We start from the raw sequence: 18918 nt of genomic DNA, 5'->3' as shown, positions 1-18918 counted from the left end.
ATGAAATAACCACCACTACTTTATACAACACTTTTTATAAAGTTGTTACAATGCCTATTATATTTTTATTTCTTGCTATTTTTCTGAATACCTTATAGGTAGAAAATAGCCATAGTTATAAAATATCTTGAAAAGAAAACAAAATCTTAAAAAACAAGCAAACGATTTCTTCAACCATAAGAGAACATTAAATAACCTAACCTTAACATGGAGGAGAGCCACAAAATTTTAAGATTATACTAAATAACCGCCCTCTATATTACAAACACAACCGAATTTTGCCTTTATTTACAAACTTCTGTGACTCATTTTCAAAATAAAACACCTTAAAAAGTAACCTTATCATGCCACTCGTAAAACAACTCCATGATTTCAGCTTAATGAAGAATATGTCTTTTTTATGTCCTTGTGAAAACTAATTCTTAATCATCGATTTAAAAATTCACTGCGCAAAATCATACAATGAAGCAATACGAAATTATAATTAAGAAAAAAATTAAAGCACAATCAGCCATGACAAAGGCAGCTTAGAGTTAAAGTATGTCTTTTTCGTGTTTAAAATGTATTTTAATTGGGGAAATTCACTATGAAAAAATTATATTACACTTTAAAAGGAAACAGTTTAAAGGGTTGTTATTTTTTTTCTAGGTCAAATTTTGCTAAAGCTATTTCATTTGGGACGGTGATGGGCACGCTCTTATCGAGTGTTTCTCCTATTTTTGCTGCAAATGTTGCTATAATTGGTGAAAGGTGGGTTTTCGCTGATGGAAAGTGGAGTGTGAATATCAGTGAAAGCGGAAATGATTCAGGATATGAGTATGGGAGTCATGGAAGTATTGTCTTTAATGGTCATGCGTATTATTGTGGTGTAGATTATGTTGCTGGTCGTGGATCGGGAAGTACTGAGAATGATCTTGACCGCGGCAAAACTGGTGGAGGTCCGATAAGACAATCGGCAATAACTGCGCAAGAGCAATATCAGAGATTTCTTGAAAACAGGAGGTTTATCAGCTATCATCCTTATGGTACTATGGATAAGAGTGATCGTCAGTCTAGTAATGGTGGTACTATATTTGGCGCTGGTCATATTGGGTATGCAACAGGTGGTTTTAGCAATGTTCAGCCTAGAGCCTTTGGTATCTATTCTTTTGTAACTGGTTGTGGTGCTTATGCATCAGGTAATTATTCAACAGCATCTGGTGCGGGGGCAACTACAAAAGCTGGGGGGGCGCAAGCTTTTGGTGTTTCTGCGCTTGCAAGTGGTAAGGTAAGTATTGCCATCGGTGTAGGGTCTGAGGCAAGTAAGGATTCTGCAGTTGCTTTAGGTGGGATTGCAACCGCATCTGAGGAAAATGCTACTGCTCTTGGTGTTTATTCCGAAGCACTGAAGAAAGACAGTGTCGCAATAGGATCTCACTCTGTTGCTGATGTTGATGCTGGTGTGTCTGGATATGATCCTGTAACTGGTACTGAGAAAAAAGATGATGATCATGTGTGGAAAAGTACATTGGCTGCAGTTAGTGTAGGTGGTGTTTCAAAGAAATATAGTCGGCAGATTACGGGGGTGGCAGCTGGTAGTAAAGATACTGATGCAGTCAATGTTGCGCAGTTAAAATCATTAAAAAGCTATATGGATGCAAAAAACCTTGTTGAAATGGATGATTCTGGTGTTATCGTCATTGGCAATACGAAAGAAACCGATGAAATCAGAATCGCTAGTAAATCAGGAGAAGCGCGGAGACTTTCTGGTGTAGCAGATGCGCAAAGTGATAGTGATGCAGTTAATAAGCAGCAATTAGGTGCTCGTATAAAGAGTCTTGATAGCAGTTTCAATAGCCGTATTAGTGAGCTTACGACTGCAACTGAAGCAGCAGTTTATTACGATAAGAGTTCAGAAAAGGGTAATGCTGTTAATTATAATAGTATTACGTTGGGTAAAGGAGATAGTGGAGCGGTTGCTCTGCATAATGTCCAAGCTGGTTCTCTCAGTGAAAATTCCACAGATGCGATTAATGGATCACAGATTTATGATCTAACGGAAAAGTTTTCCCAATATTTGGGTGGTGGTTCTGGGTATGGTGAAGATGGTCAATGGACAGCTCCAACTTTCCATCTTAAAATTGTTCATGCTGGTGGAGAGGCTGAAGATAAGACTTATAAGACGGTTGCTGAAGCTTTTACGGGCGCGAGTAGCTCTGCCGTAAATCTTTATCAAGATACGAAGGATGGTATTGGTAGTTTTATTCAGTTTGATGATGGTTCTGCAGCTATTGCAATTGGAGATAGGAAAGAAGGTACAGAAATCACAATAGCGAATAAGTCTGGTCAAGATCGGAGACTTTCTGGTGTAGCAGACGCAACATCTGATAATGACGCTATTAATAAGAAGCAGCTTGATGATAGTGCCAAGAATTTTAATGATGGTATTCACAAGCTATCCCAAACTGTTAAATCTCTTCCTATTCAACAGGATGCTAGCGGTAATTCTATCACAATTGGTGTGTCCCAGGATGGAGATGAAATTACAATAGCGAATAAGTCCGGTCAAGCACGGAGACTTTCTGGTGTAGCAGATGCAACATCTGACAATGATGCAATTAATAAGCAGCAATTAGATGCTGGTATAAAGAGTCTTGATAGTAGTTTCAATAGCCGTATTAGTGGGCTTAAGACTGTCACAGCAGCAGCAGTTTATTACGATAAGAGTTCAGAAAAGGGTAATGCTGTTAATTATAATAGTATTACGTTGGGTAAAGGAAATAGTGGAGCGGTTGCTCTGCATAATGTCCAAGCTGGTTCTCTCAGTGAAAATTCCACAGATGCGATTAATGGATCACAGCTTTTTACGACCAATGAGAATGTTAAGAGCGTCACAGATCAGGTAAAAACGCTTTCTGATAATGCATCGCAATTTTTTGGTGGTGGTGTCAATTTGCTTACAGGAGTTGCACCAACGTATGAAGTTAATGGTATAACATATAATGATTTTGGTTCAGCCTTTTCAGGGATTGATAAATCTCTGACCGATGTAGAAAAGAAGCTTACGGGAAGCATCAATCAGAATAGCATATTGTGGAGTAGTTCTGATGAAGCTTTTGTTGCACGTCATGGGGATGAAAAAAGCAATAGTAAGATTACATATCTTGAAGCTGGTTCTCTCAGTAAAACTTCTACCGATGCGATTAATGGATCACAGATTTATGATCTAACGGAAAAGTTTTCCCAATATTTGGGTGGTGGTTCTGGGTATGGTGAAGATGGTCAATGGACAGCTCCAACTTTCCATCTTAAAATTGTTCATGCTGGTGGAGAGGCTGAAGATAAGACTTATAAGACGGTTGCTGAAGCTTTTACGGGCGCGAGTAGCTCTGCCGTAAATCTTTATCAAGATACGAAGGATGGTATTGGTAGTTTTATTCAGTTTGATGATGGTTCTGCAGCTATTGCAATTGGAGATAGGAAAGAAGGTACAGAAATCACAATAGCGAATAAGTCTGGTCAAGATCGGAGACTTTCTGGTGTAGCAGACGCAACATCTGATAATGACGCTATTAATAAGAAGCAGCTTGATGATAGTGCCAAGAATTTTAATGATGGTATTCACAAGCTATCCCAAACTGTTAAATCTCTTCCTATTCAACAGGATGCTAGCGGTAATTCTATCACAATTGGTGTGTCCCAGGATGGAGATGAAATTACAATAGCGAATAAGTCCGGTCAAGCACGGAGACTTTCTGGTGTAGCAGATGCAACATCTGACAATGATGCAATTAATAAGCAGCAATTAGATGCTGGTATAAAGAGTCTTGATAGTAGTTTCAATAGCCGTATTAGTGGGCTTAAGACTGTCACAGCAGCAGCAGTTTATTACGATAAGAGTTCAGAAAAGGGTGATGCTGTTAATTATAATAGTATTACGTTGGGTAAAGGAAATAGTGGAGCGGTTGCTCTGCATAATGTCCAAGCTGGTTCTCTCAGTGAAAATTCCACAGATGCGATTAATGGATCACAGCTTTTTACGACCAATGAGAATGTTAAGAGCGTCACAGATCAGGTGAAAACGCTTTCTGATAATGCATCGCAATTTTTTGGTGGTGGTGTCAATTTGCTTACAGGAGTTGCACCAACTTATGAAATCAATGGTGAAAAATATAATGATTTTGGTTCAGCCTTTTCAGGGATTGATAAATCTCTGACCGATGTAGAAAAGAAGCTTACGGGAAGCATCAATCAGAATAGCATATTGTGGAGTAGTTCTGATGAAGCTTTTGTTGCACGTCATGGGGATGAAAAAAGCAATAGTAAGATTACATATCTTGAAGCTGGTTCTCTCAGTAAAACTTCTACCGATGCGATTAATGGATCACAGATTTATGATCTAACGGAAAAGTTTTCCCAATATTTGGGTGGTGGTTCTGGGTATGGTGAAGATAGCCAATGGATAGCTCCAACTTTCCATCTTAAAATTGTTCATGCTGGTGGAGAGGCTGAAGATAAGACTTATAAGACGGTTGCTGAAGCTTTTACGGGCGCGAGTAGCTCTGCCGTAAATCTTTATCAAGATACGAAGGATGGTATTGGTAGTTTTATTCAGTTTGATGATGGTTCTGCAGCTATTGCAATTGGAGATAGGAAAGAAGGTACAGAAATCACAATAGCGAATAAGTCTGGTCAAGATCGGAGACTTTCTGGTGTAGCAGACGCAACATCTGATAATGACGCTATTAATAAGAAGCAGCTTGATGATAGTGCCAAGAATTTTAATGATGGTATTCACAAGCTATCCCAAACTGTTAAATCTCTTCCTATTCAACAGGATGCTAGCGGTAATTCTATCACAATTGGTGTGTCCCAGGATGGAGATGAAATTACAATAGCGAATAAGTCCGGTCAAGCACGGAGACTTTCTGGTGTAGCAGATGCAACATCTGACAATGATGCAATTAATAAGCAGCAATTAGATGCTGGTATAAAGAGTCTTGATAGTAGTTTCAATAGCCGTATTAGTGGGCTTAAGACTGTCACAGCAGCAGCAGTTTATTACGATAAGAGTTCGGAAAAGGGTAATGCTGTTAATTATAATAGTATTACGTTGGGTAAAGGAAATAGTGGAGCGGTTGCTCTGCATAATGTCCAAGCTGGTTCTCTCAGTGAAAATTCCACAGATGCGATTAATGGATCACAGCTTTTTACGACCAATGAGAATGTTAAGAGCGTCACAGATCAGGTAAAAACGCTTTCTGATAATGCATCGCAATTTTTTGGTGGTGGTGTCAATTTGCTTACAGGAGTTGCACCAACGTATGAAGTTAATGGTATAACATATAATGATTTTGGTTCAGCCTTTTCAGGGATTGATAAATCTCTGACCGATGTAGAAAAGAAGCTTACGGGAAGCATCAATCAGAATAGCATATTGTGGAGTAGTTCTGATGAAGCTTTTGTTGCACGTCATGGGGATGAAAAAAGCAATAGTAAGATTACATATCTTGAAGCTGGTTCTCTCAGTAAAACTTCTACCGATGCGATTAATGGATCACAGATTTATGATCTAACGGAAAAGTTTTCCCAATATTTGGGTGGTGGTTCTGGGTATGGTGAAGATGGTCAATGGACAGCTCCAACTTTCCATCTTAAAATTGTTCATGCTGGTGGAGAGGCTGAAGATAAGACTTATAAGACGGTTGCCGATGCTTTTACGGGCGCGAGTAGCTCTGCCGTAAATCTTTATCAAGATACGAAGGATGGTATTGGTAGTTTTATTCAGTTTGATGATGGTTCTGCAGCTATTGCAATTGGAGATAGGAAAGAAGGTACAGAAATCACAATAGCGAATAAGTCTGGTCAAGATCGGAGACTTTCTGGTGTAGCAGACGCAACATCTGATAATGACGCTATTAATAAGAAGCAGCTTGATGATAGTGCCAAGAATTTTAATGATGGTATTCACAAGCTATCCCAAACTGTTAAATCTCTTCCTATTCAACAGGATGCTAGCGGTAATTCTATCACAATTGGTGTGTCCCAGGATGGAGATGAAATTACAATAGCGAATAAGTCCGGTCAAGCACGGAGACTTTCTGGTGTAGCAGACGCAACATCTGACAATGATGCAATTAATAAGCAGCAATTAGATGCTGGTATAAAGAGTCTTGATAGTAGTTTCAATAACCGTATTAGTGGGCTTACGACTGCAACTGAAGCAGCAGTTTATTACGATAAGAGTTCGGAAAAGGGTAATGCTGTTAATTATAATAGTATTACGTTGGGTAAAGGAAATAGTGGAGCGGTTGCTCTGCATAATGTCCAAGCTGGTTCTCTCAGTGAAAATTCCACAGATGCGATTAATGGATCACAGCTTTTTACGACCAATGAGAATGTTAAGAGCGTCACAGATCAGGTGAAAACGCTTTCTGATAATGCATCGCAATTTTTTGGTGGTGGTGTCAATTTGCTTACAGGAGTTGCACCAACTTATGAAATCAATGGTGAAAAATATAATGATTTTGGTTCAGCCTTTTCAGGGATTGATAAATCTCTGACCGATGTAGAAAAGAAGCTTACGGGAAGCATCAATCAGAATAGCATATTGTGGAGTAGTTCTGATGAAGCTTTTGTTGCACGTCATGGGGATGAAAAAAGCAATAGTAAGATTACATATCTTGAAGCTGGTTCTCTCAGTAAAACTTCTACCGATGCGATTAATGGATCACAGATTTATGATCTAACGGAAAAGTTTTCCCAATATTTGGGTGGTGGTTCTGGGTATGGTGAAGATGGTCAATGGACAGCTCCAACTTTCCATCTTAAAATTGTTCATGCTGGTGGAGAGGCTGAAGATAAGACTTATAAGACGGTTGCCGATGCTTTTACGGGCGCGAGTAGCTCTGCCGTAAATCTTTATCAAGATACGAAGGATGGTATTGGTAGTTTTATTCAGTTTGATGATGGTTCTGCAGCTATTGCAATTGGAGATAGGAAAGAAGGTACAGAAATCACAATAGCGAATAAGTCTGGTCAAGATCGGAGACTTTCTGGTGTAGCAGACGCAACATCTGATAATGACGCTATTAATAAGAAGCAGCTTGATGATAGTGCCAAGAATTTTAATGATGGTATTCACAAGCTATCCCAAACTGTTAAATCTCTTCCTATTCAACAGGATGCTAGCGGTAATTCTATCACAATTGGTGTGTCCCAGGATGGAGATGAAATTACAATAGCGAATAAGTCCGGTCAAGCACGGAGACTTTCTGGTGTAGCAGATGCAACATCTGACAATGATGCAATTAATAAGCAGCAATTAGATGCTGGTATAAAGAGTCTTGATAGTAGTTTCAATAGCCGTATTAGTGGGCTTAAGACTGTCACAGCAGCAGCAGTTTATTACGATAAGAGTTCGGAAAAGGGTAATGCTGTTAATTATAATAGTATTACGTTGGGTAAAGGAAATAGTGGAGCGGTTGCTCTGCATAATGTCCAAGCTGGTTCTCTCAGTGAAAATTCCACAGATGCGATTAATGGATCACAGCTTTTTACGACCAATGAGAATGTTAAGAGCGTCACAGATCAGGTGAAAACGCTTTCTGATAATGCATCGCAATTTTTTGGTGGTGGTGTCAATTTGCTTACAGGAGTTGCACCAACTTATGAAATCAATGGTGAAAAATATAATGATTTTGGTTCAGCCTTTTCAGGGATTGATAAATCTCTGACCGATGTAGAAAAGAAGCTTACGGGAAGCATCAATCAGAATAGCGTATTGTGGAGTAGTTCTGATGAAGCTTTTGTTGCACGTCATGGGGATGAAAAAAGCAATAGTAAGATTACATATCTTGAAGCTGGTTCTCTCAGTAAAACTTCTACCGATGCGATTAATGGATCACAGATTTATGATCTAACGGAAAAGTTTTCCCAATATTTGGGTGGTGGTTCTGGGTATGGTGAAGATGGTCAATGGACAGCTCCAACTTTCCATCTTAAAATTGTTCATGCTGGTGGAAAGGCTGAAGATAAGACTTATAAGACGGTTGCTGAAGCTTTTACGGGCGCGAGTAGCTCTGCCGTAAATCTTTATCAAGATACGAAGGATGGTATTGGTAGTTTTATTCAGTTTGATGATGGTTCTGCAGCTATTGCAATTGGAGATAGGAAAGAAGGTACAGAAATCACAATAGCGAATAAGTCTGGTCAAGATCGGAGACTTTCTGGTGTAGCAGACGCAACATCTGATAATGACGCTATTAATAAGAAGCAGCTTGATGATAGTGCCAAGAATTTTAATGATGGTATTCACAAGCTATCCCAAACTGTTAAATCTCTTCCTATTCAACAGGATGCTAGTGGTAATTCTATCACAATTGGTGTGTCCCAGGATGGAGATGAAATTACAATAGCGAATAAGTCCGGTCAAGCACGGAGACTTTCTGGTGTAGCAGACGCAACATCTGACAATGATGCAATTAATAAGCAGCAATTAGATGCTGGTATAAAGAGTCTTGATAGTAGTTTCAATAACCGTATTAGTGGGCTTACGACTGCAACTGAAGCAGCAGTTTATTACGATAAGAGTTCGGAAAAGGGTAATGCTGTTAATTATAATAGTATTACGTTGGGTAAAGGAAATAGTGGAGCGGTTGCTCTGCATAATGTCCAAGCTGGTTCTCTCAGTGAAAATTCCACAGATGCGATTAATGGATCACAGCTTTTTACGACCAATGAGAATGTTAAGAGCGTCACAGATCAGGTGAAAACGCTTTCTGATAATGCATCGCAATTTTTTGGTGGTGGTGTCAATTTGCTTACAGGAGTTGCACCAACTTATGAAATCAATGGTGAAAAATATAATGATTTTGGTTCAGCCTTTTCAGGGATTGATAAATCTCTGACCGATGTAGAAAAGAAGCTTACGGGAAGCATCAATCAGAATAGCATATTGTGGAGTAGTTCTGATGAAGCTTTTGTTGCACGTCATGGGGATGAAAAAAGCAATAGTAAGATTACATATCTTGAAGCTGGTTCTCTCAGTAAAACTTCTACCGATGCGATTAATGGATCACAGATTTATGATCTAACGGAAAAGTTTTCCCAATATTTGGGTGGTGGTTCTGGGTATGGTGAAGATGGTCAATGGACAGCTCCAACTTTCCATCTTAAAATTGTTCATGCTGGTGGAGAGGCTGAAGATAAGACTTATAAGACGGTTGCCGATGCTTTTACGGGCGCGAGTAGCTCTGCCGTAAATCTTTATCAAGATACGAAGGATGGTATTGGTAGTTTTATTCAGTTTGATGATGGTTCTGCAGCTATTGCAATTGGAGATAGGAAAGAAGGTACAGAAATCACAATAGCGAATAAGTCTGGTCAAGATCGGAGACTTTCTGGTGTAGCAGACGCAACATCTGATAATGACGCTATTAATAAGAAGCAGCTTGATGATAGTGCCAAGAATTTTAATGATGGTATTCACAAGCTATCCCAAACTGTTAAATCTCTTCCTATTCAACAGGATGCTAGCGGTAATTCTATCACAATTGGTGTGTCCCAGGATGGAGATGAAATTACAATAGCGAATAAGTCCGGTCAAGCACGGAGACTTTCTGGTGTAGCAGATGCAACATCTGACAATGATGCAATTAATAAGCAGCAATTAGATGCTGGTATAAAGAGTCTTGATAGTAGTTTCAATAGCCGTATTAGTGGGCTTAAGACTGTCACAGCAGCAGCAGTTTATTACGATAAGAGTTCGGAAAAGGGTAATGCTGTTAATTATAATAGTATTACGTTGGGTAAAGGAAATAGTGGAGCGGTTGCTCTGCATAATGTCCAAGCTGGTTCTCTCAGTGAAAATTCCACAGATGCGATTAATGGATCACAGCTTTTTACGACCAATGAGAATGTTAAGAGCGTCACAGATCAGGTAAAAACGCTTTCTGATAATGCATCGCAATTTTTTGGTGGTGGTGTCAATTTGCTTACAGGAGTTGCACCAACGTATGAAGTTAATGGTATAACATATAATGATTTTGGTTCAGCCTTTTCAGGGATTGATAAATCTCTGACCGATGTAGAAAAGAAGCTTACGGGAAGCATCAATCAGAATAGCGTATTGTGGAGTAGTTCTGATGAAGCTTTTGTTGCACGTCATGGGGATGAAAAAAGCAATAGTAAGATTACATATCTTGAAGCTGGTTCTCTCAGTAAAACTTCTACCGATGCGATTAATGGATCACAGATTTATGATCTAACGGAAAAGTTTTCCCAATATTTGGGTGGTGGTTCTGGGTATGGTGAAGATGGTCAATGGACAGCTCCAACTTTCCATCTTAAAATTGTTCATGCTGGTGGAAAGGCTGAAGATAAGACTTATAAGACGGTTGCTGAAGCTTTTACGGGCGCGAGTAGCTCTGCCGTAAATCTTTATCAAGATACGAAGGATGGTATTGGTAGTTTTATTCAGTTTGATGATGGTTCTGCAGCTATTGCAATTGGAGATAGGAAAGAAGGTACAGAAATCACAATAGCGAATAAGTCTGGTCAAGATCGGAGACTTTCTGGTGTAGCAGACGCAACATCTGATAATGACGCTATTAATAAGAAGCAGCTTGATGATAGTGCCAAGAATTTTAATGATGGTATTCACAAGCTATCCCAAACTGTTAAATCTCTTCCTATTCAACAGGATGCTAGTGGTAATTCTATCACAATTGGTGTGTCCCAGGATGGAGATGAAATTACAATAGCGAATAAGTCCGGTCAAGCACGGAGACTTTCTGGTGTAGCAGACGCAACATCTGACAATGATGCAATTAATAAGCAGCAATTAGATGCTGGTATAAAGAGTCTTGATAGTAGTTTCAATAACCGTATTAGTGGGCTTACGACTGCAACTGAAGCAGCAGTTTATTACGATAAGAGTTCGGAAAAGGGTAATGCTGTTAATTATAATAGTATTACGTTGGGTAAAGGAAATAGTGGAGCGGTTGCTCTGCATAATGTCCAAGCTGGTTCTCTCAGTGAAAATTCCACAGATGCGATTAATGGATCACAGCTTTTTACGACCAATGAGAATGTTAAGAGCGTCACAGATCAGGTGAAAACGCTTTCTGATAATGCATCGCAATTTTTTGGTGGTGGTGTCAATTTGCTTACAGGAGTTGCACCAACTTATGAAATCAATGGTGAAAAATATAATGATTTTGGTTCAGCCTTTTCAGGGATTGATAAATCTCTGACCGATGTAGAAAAGAAGCTTACGGGAAGCATCAATCAGAATAGCATATTGTGGAGTAGTTCTGATGAAGCTTTTGTTGCACGTCATGGGGATGAAAAAAGCAATAGTAAGATTACATATCTTGAAGCTGGTTCTCTCAGTAAAACTTCTACCGATGCGATTAATGGATCACAGATTTATGATCTAACGGAAAAGTTTTCCCAATATTTGGGTGGTGGTTCTGGGTATGGTGAAGATGGTCAATGGACAGCTCCAACTTTCCATCTTAAAATTGTTCATGCTGGTGGAGAGGCTGAAGATAAGACTTATAAGACGGTTGCCGATGCTTTTACGGGCGCGAGTAGCTCTGCCGTAAATCTTTATCAAGATACGAAGGATGGTATTGGTAGTTTTATTCAGTTTGATGATGGTTCTGCAGCTATTGCAATTGGAGATAGGAAAGAAGGTACAGAAATCACAATAGCGAATAAGTCTGGTCAAGATCGGAGACTTTCTGGTGTAGCAGACGCAACATCTGATAATGACGCTATTAATAAGAAGCAGCTTGATGATAGTGCCAAGAATTTTAATGATGGTATTCACAAGCTATCCCAAACTGTTAAATCTCTTCCTATTCAACAGGATGCTAGCGGTAATTCTATCACAATTGGTGTGTCCCAGGATGGAGATGAAATTACAATAGCGAATAAGTCCGGTCAAGCACGGAGACTTTCTGGTGTAGCAGATGCAACATCTGACAATGATGCAATTAATAAGCAGCAATTAGATGCTGGTATAAAGAGTCTTGATAGTAGTTTCAATAGCCGTATTAGTGGGCTTAAGACTGTCACAGCAGCAGCAGTTTATTACGATAAGAGTTCGGAAAAGGGTAATGCTGTTAATTATAATAGTATTACGTTGGGTAAAGGAAATAGTGGAGCGGTTGCTCTGCATAATGTCCAAGCTGGTTCTCTCAGTGAAAATTCCACAGATGCGATTAATGGATCACAGCTTTTTACGACCAATGAGAATGTTAAGAGCGTCACAGATCAGGTAAAAACGCTTTCTGATAATGCATCGCAATTTTTTGGTGGTGGTGTCAATTTGCTTACAGGAGTTGCACCAACGTATGAAGTTAATGGTATAACATATAATGATTTTGGTTCAGCCTTTTCAGGGATTGATAAATCTCTGACCGATGTAGAAAAGAAGCTTACGGGAAGCATCAATCAGAATAGCATATTGTGGAGTAGTTCTGATGAAGCTTTTGTTGCACGTCATGGGGATGAAAAAAGCAATAGTAAGATTACATATCTTGAAGCTGGTTCTCTCAGTAAAACTTCTACCGATGCGATTAATGGATCACAGATTTATGATCTAACGGAAAAGTTTTCCCAATATTTGGGTGGTGGTTCTGGGTATGGTGAAGATGGTCAATGGACAGCTCCAACTTTCCATCTTAAAATTGTTCATGCTGGTGGAGAGGCTGAAGATAAGACTTATAAGACGGTTGCTGAAGCTTTTACGGGCGCGAGTAGCTCTGCCGTAAATCTTTATCAAGATACGAAGGATGGTATTGGTAGTTTTATTCAGTTTGATGATGGTTCTGCAGCTATTGCAATTGGAGATAGGAAAGAAGGTACAGAAATCACAATAGCGAATAAGTCTGGTCAAGATCGGAGACTTTCTGGTGTAGCAGACGCAACATCTGATAATGACGCTATTAATAAGAAGCAGCTTGATGATAGTGCCAAGAATTTTAATGATGGTATTCACAAGCTATCCCAAACTGTTAAATCTCTTCCTATTCAACAGGATGCTAGCGGTAATTCTATCACAATTGGTGTGTCCCAGGATGGAGATGAAATTACAATAGCGAATAAGTCCGGTCAAGCACGGAGACTTTCTGGTGTAGCAGATGCAACATCTGACAATGATGCAATTAATAAGCAGCAATTAGATGCTGGTATAAAGAGTCTTGATAGTAGTTTCAATAGCCGTATTAGTGGGCTTAAGACTGTCACAGCAGCAGCAGTTTATTACGATAAGAGTTCAGAAAAGGGTGATGCTGTTAATTATAATAGTATTACGTTGGGTAAAGGAAATAGTGGAGCGGTTGCTCTGCATAATGTCCAAGCTGGTTCTCTCAGTGAAAATTCCACAGATGCGATTAATGGATCACAGCTTTTTACGACCAATGAGAATGTTAAGAGCGTCACAGATCAGGTGAAAACGCTTTCTGATAATGCATCGCAATTTTTTGGTGGTGGTGTCAATTTGCTTACAGGAGTTGCACCAACTTATGAAATCAATGGTGAAAAATATAATGATTTTGGTTCAGCCTTTTCAGGGATTGATAAATCTCTGACCGATGTAGAAAAGAAGCTTACGGGAAGCATCAATCAGAATAGCATATTGTGGAGTAGTTCTGATGAAGCTTTTGTTGCACGTCATGGGGATGAAAAAAGCAATAGTAAGATTACATATCTTGAAGCTGGTTCTCTCAGTAAAACTTCTACCGATGCGATTAATGGATCACAGATTTATGATCTAACGGAAAAGTTTTCCCAATATTTGGGTGGTGGTTCTGGGTATGGTGAAGATAGCCAATGGATAGCTCCAACTTTCCATCTTAAAATTGTTCATGCTGGTGGAGAGGCTGAAGATAAGACTTATAAGACGGTTGCTGAAGCTTTTACGGGCGCGAGTAGCTCTGCCGTAAATCTTTATCAAGATACGAAGGATGGTATTGGTAGTTTTATTCAGTTTGATGATGGTTCTGCAGCTATTGCAATTGGAGATAGGAAAGAAGGTACAGAAATCACAATAGCGAATAAGTCTGGTCAAGATCGGAGACTTTCTGGTGTAGCAGACGCAACATCTGATAATGACGCTATTAATAAGAAGCAGCTTGATGATAGTGCCAAGAATTTTAATGATGGTATTCACAAGCTATCCCAAACTGTTAAATCTCTTCCTATTCAACAGGATGCTAGTGGTAATTCTATCACAATTGGTGTGTCCCAGGATGGAGATGAAATTACAATAGCGAATAAGTCCGGTCAAGCACGGAGACTTTCTGGTGTAGCAGACGCAACATCTGACAATGATGCAATTAATAAGCAGCAATTAGATGCTGGTATAAAGAGTCTTGATAGTAGTTTCAATAACCGTATTAGTGGGCTTACGACTGCAACTGAAGCAGCAGTTTATTACGATAAGAGTTCGGAAAAGGGTAATGCTGTTAATTATAATAGTATTACGTTGGGTAAAGGAAATAGTGGAGCGGTTGCTCTGCATAATGTCCAAGCTGGTTCTCTCAGTGAAAATTCCACAGATGCGATTAATGGATCACAGCTTTTTACGACCAATGAGAATGTTAAGAGCGTCACAGATCAGGTAAAAACGCTTTCTGATAATGCATCGCAATTTTTTGGTGGTGGTGTCAATTTGCTTACAGGAGTTGCACCAACGTATGAAGTTAATGGTATAACATATAATGATTTTGGTTCAGCCTTTTCAGGGATTGATAAATCTCTGACCGATGTAGAAAAGAAGCTTACGGGAAGCATCAATCAGAATAGCATATTGTGGAGTAGTTCTGATGAAGCTTTTGTTGCACGTCATGGGGATGAAAAAAGCAATAGTAAGATTACATATCTTGAAGCTGGTTCTCTCAGTAAAACTTCTACCGATGCGATTAATGGATCACAGATTTATGATCTAACGGAAAAGTTTTCCCAATATTTGGGTGGTGGTTCTGGGTATGGTGAAGATGGTCAATGGACAGCTCCAACTTTCCATCTTAAAATTGTTCATGCTGGTGGAGAGGCTGAAGATAAGACTTATAAGACGGTTGCCGATGCTTTTACGGGCGCGAGTAGCTCTGCCGTAAATCTTTATCAAGATACGAAGGATGGTATTGGTAGTTTTATTCAGTTTGATGATGGTTCTGCAGCTATTGCAATTGGAGATAGGAAAGAAGGTACAGAAATCACAATAGCGAATAAGTCTGGTCAAGATCGGAGACTTTCTGGTGTAGCAGACGCAACATCTGATAATGACGCTATTAATAAGAAGCAGCTTGATGATAGTGCCAAGAATTTTAATGATGGTATTCACAAGCTATCCCAAACTGTTAAATCTCTTCCTATTCAACAGGATGCTAGCGGTAATTCTATCACAATTGGTGTGTCCCAGGATGGAGATGAAATTACAATAGCGAATAAGTCCGGTCAAGCACGGAGACTTTCTGGTGTAGCAGATGCAACATCTGACAATGATGCAATTAATAAGCAGCAATTAGATGCTGGTATAAAGAGTCTTGATAGTAGTTTCAATAGCCGTATTAGTGGGCTTAAGACTGTCACAGCAGCAGCAGTTTATTACGATAAGAGTTCGGAAAAGGGTAATGCTGTTAATTATAATAGTATTACGTTGGGTAAAGGAAATAGTGGAGCGGTTGCTCTGCATAATGTCCAAGCTGGTTCTCTCAGTGAAAATTCCACAGATGCGATTAATGGATCACAGCTTTTTACGACCAATGAGAATGTTAAGAGCGTCACAGATCAGGTAAAAACGCTTTCTGATAATGCATCGCAATTTTTTGGTGGTGGTGTCAATTTGCTTACAGGAGTTGCACCAACGTATGAAGTTAATGGTATAACATATAATGATTTTGGTTCAGCCTTTTCAGGGATTGATAAATCTCTGACCGATGTAGAAAAGAAGCTTACGGGAAGCATCAATCAGAATAGCATATTGTGGAGTAGTTCTGATGAAGCTTTTGTTGCACGTCATGGGGATGAAAAAAGCAATAGTAAGATTACATATCTTGAAGCTGGTTCTCTCAGTAAAATTTCTACCGATGCGATTAATGGATCACAGATTTATGATCTAACGGAAAAGTTTTCCCAATATTTGGGTGGTGGTTCTGGGTATGGTGAAGATAGCCAATGGATAGCTCCAACTTTCCATCTTAAAATTGTTCATGCTGGTGGAGAGGCTGAAGATAAGACTTATAAGACGGTTGCCGATGCTTTTACGGGCGCGAGTAGCTCTGCCGTAAATCTTTATCAAGATACGAAGGATGGTATTGGTAGTTTTATTCAGTTTGATGATGGTTCTGCAGCTATTGCAATTGGAGATAGGAAAGAAGGTACAGAAATCACAATAGCGAATAAGTCTGGTCAAGATCGGAGACTTTCTGGTGTAGCAGACGCAACATCTGATAATGACGCTATTAATAAGAAGCAGCTTGATGATAGTGCCAAGAATTTTAATGATGGTATTCACAAGCTATCCCAAACTGTTAAATCTCTTCCTATTCAACAGGATGCTAGCGGTAATTCTATCACAATTGGTGTGTCCCAGGATGGAGATGAAATTACAATAGCGAATAAGTCCGGTCAAGCACGGAGACTTTCTGGTGTAGCAGATGCAACATCTGACAATGATGCAGTTAATAAGAAGCAGCTTGATGATCAGATTAAGAGCCTTAATAGCAGTGTAAGCGGCAATATTGATGAGCTTAAGACTGTCACAGCAGCAGCAGTTTATTATGATAAGAGTTCAGAAAAGGGTGATGTTGTTAATTATAATAGTATTACGTTGGGTAAAAAAGATTCTGGACCGGTTGCTCTGCATAATGTCAAAGCTGGTGATATCAGTGAAAATTCTACAGATGCTGTTAATGGATCACAGCTTTTTGCGACCAATGAGAATGTTAAGGCTGTTACAGATGATGTGAGTAGTCTTTCTGGCAATATATCCAAATTTTTTGGTGGTGGTGCAGATTTGCTTACAGGAGTTTTACCAACTTATGAAATCAATGGTGAAAAATATAATGATCTTGGTTCAGCCTTTTCAGGGATTGATAAATCTCTGACCGATGTAAAAAAGAAGCTTACGGGAAGCATCAATCAGAATAGCATATTGTGGAGTAGTTCTGATGAAGCTTTTGTTGCACGTCATGGGGATGAAAAAAGCAATAGTAAGATTACATATCTTGAAGCTGGTTCTCTCAGTAAAATTTCTACCGATGCGATTAATGGATCACAGATTTATGATCTAACGGAAAAGTTTTCCCAATATTTGGGTGGTGGTTCTGGGTATGGTGAAGATAGCCAATGGATAGCTCCAACTTTTCATCTTAAAATTGTTAATGCCGATGGCAAGACCGAAGATAAGAATTATAAGACGGTTGCTGAAGCTTTTACGGGGATGAATAGCTCTATTTCCAGCCTTTACCAAGAAATTACAGGCGGGATTGATATTCTTGTTAAGCAGGTACAAGATATAGAAAATTCAGTTAAGCATGAGGTTGTTAATTATGATAAAGATGAGCATGGAAATAAGATTAATAGCATCGCTTTAGTTGGTGGAAATGAAAGTGAGCCTGTGTTAATTGACAATGTTTCTGACGGTCAGATTGCTTCAGGTTCGAAAGAAGCAGTAAATGGTGGTCAGTTATATGATTACACCAAACAACAGATGGATTTTGTTCTTCAAGATGCCCAAAAGTACACGGATACGCAGGTTAAGAATAGTGTTAATGAGGTTAAATCATATGCAGATATGAAGTTTGAAGAGTTCAGTTATAGTATTGAAGATAGTAAGAGGGAAGCAAGACAAGCAGCAGCAATTAGTCTGGCGGTTTCTAATTTGCGTTATTATGATGAACCTGGATCTTTGAGTCTTTCTGTTGGTGGTGGTTTATGGCGTGGTCAATATGCATTTGCTCTTGGTGCTGGTTATACATCTGAAGATGGGAATCTTCGCTCCAACCTATCTATAACCAGTGCGGGACGTCACTTAGGTGTCGGTGCAGGAATTACCCTAAGATTAAAATGACGATAGAAAAAAGTAATACGATTATAAAAAATCGAAATCTTTTAATAAAGATTCTTTTTACTCTTGTCTTCTTGGGGAATGGTGATAGCTTTGCGGGTGAAAGAAATAATATTTACACATTGCATCCACCACGATTATCCGTTCCTAGTGGAGCTCCTGGTGAAGTACGTAGAGTAATTACACAATTTCATAATTGGACTTTGATTTGTGATGAGCAACAATCACTTAAGCAAGGTATATGTAATGTAACGCAGACTGTTCGAGACCAAGAGGATAATACTATTTTTAGTTGGTCTCTTGTTGCTACAAAAAACGGTCAAGCCGTGATGCTTTTTCGGACATTGCCACAAGCCGACACGAGTGTTCCTATTAAAATGGTCGTGGATGATGTTAGCAAAACTATTCTAATTGACTATACACAATGTAATCAAACTGTTTGCTTAGCGCAATCGCTTGTAGAACCAATTTTAAGCCAATACATAGAGCAGGGCAAAAATGTACGCATTTCCTATAAGATTAAAGGGGGAGGAGTATTGTCTTTCGTTGTTTCGTTTAAAGGATTGAGTGAAGCACTTTATTCTTTACAGAGATAGAATGTGTAGGTAATTTTTAGTAAGATTACTATTATATAATTCGTTGTGTTGTATTTTAAAATCTAAACGGTTAGAGACTTCGAGATCAAATATAGAAGTAGTTTGTTTCGCTTAATGAACATTTTGTGAATATAAAATACAATTAAGTTTCTCACATTTTTGTTCAACGTAAGTTATACAAACAAAGGCTGATAGATCATAAAAATACATGTCACCATAAACGACTAATTGATAGTTCAAAATCTTTTAAGAGAGCTACTA

The 18918-nt window shown here is 39.0% G+C and carries 2 protein-coding genes; both read left to right on the top strand.

Going from position 1 to position 18918, the window contains the following annotated elements; genetic code table 11:
- Positions 1–586 precede the first annotated feature (586 nt).
- Entirely contained in the window at positions 587–18064 is a 17478-nt protein-coding gene (locus V3565_RS02110; protein ID WP_455478677.1) for a YadA-like family protein, read from the top strand.
- The gene (locus V3565_RS02105; protein ID WP_455478674.1) at positions 18061–18657 is read left to right on the top strand and encodes an invasion associated locus B family protein; all 597 of its coding nucleotides are present in this window, start codon (positions 18061–18063) and stop codon (positions 18655–18657) included. Before V3565_RS02110 ends, V3565_RS02105 begins: the two co-directional genes overlap by 4 nt.
- The last annotated feature ends 261 nt before the right edge of the window (positions 18658–18918 follow it).

Source organism: Bartonella sp. B10 (assembly GCF_053794435.1).
The sequence above is the reverse complement of the archived record's forward strand: the minus strand, read 5'-3'. Positions and strand labels throughout refer to the sequence as shown.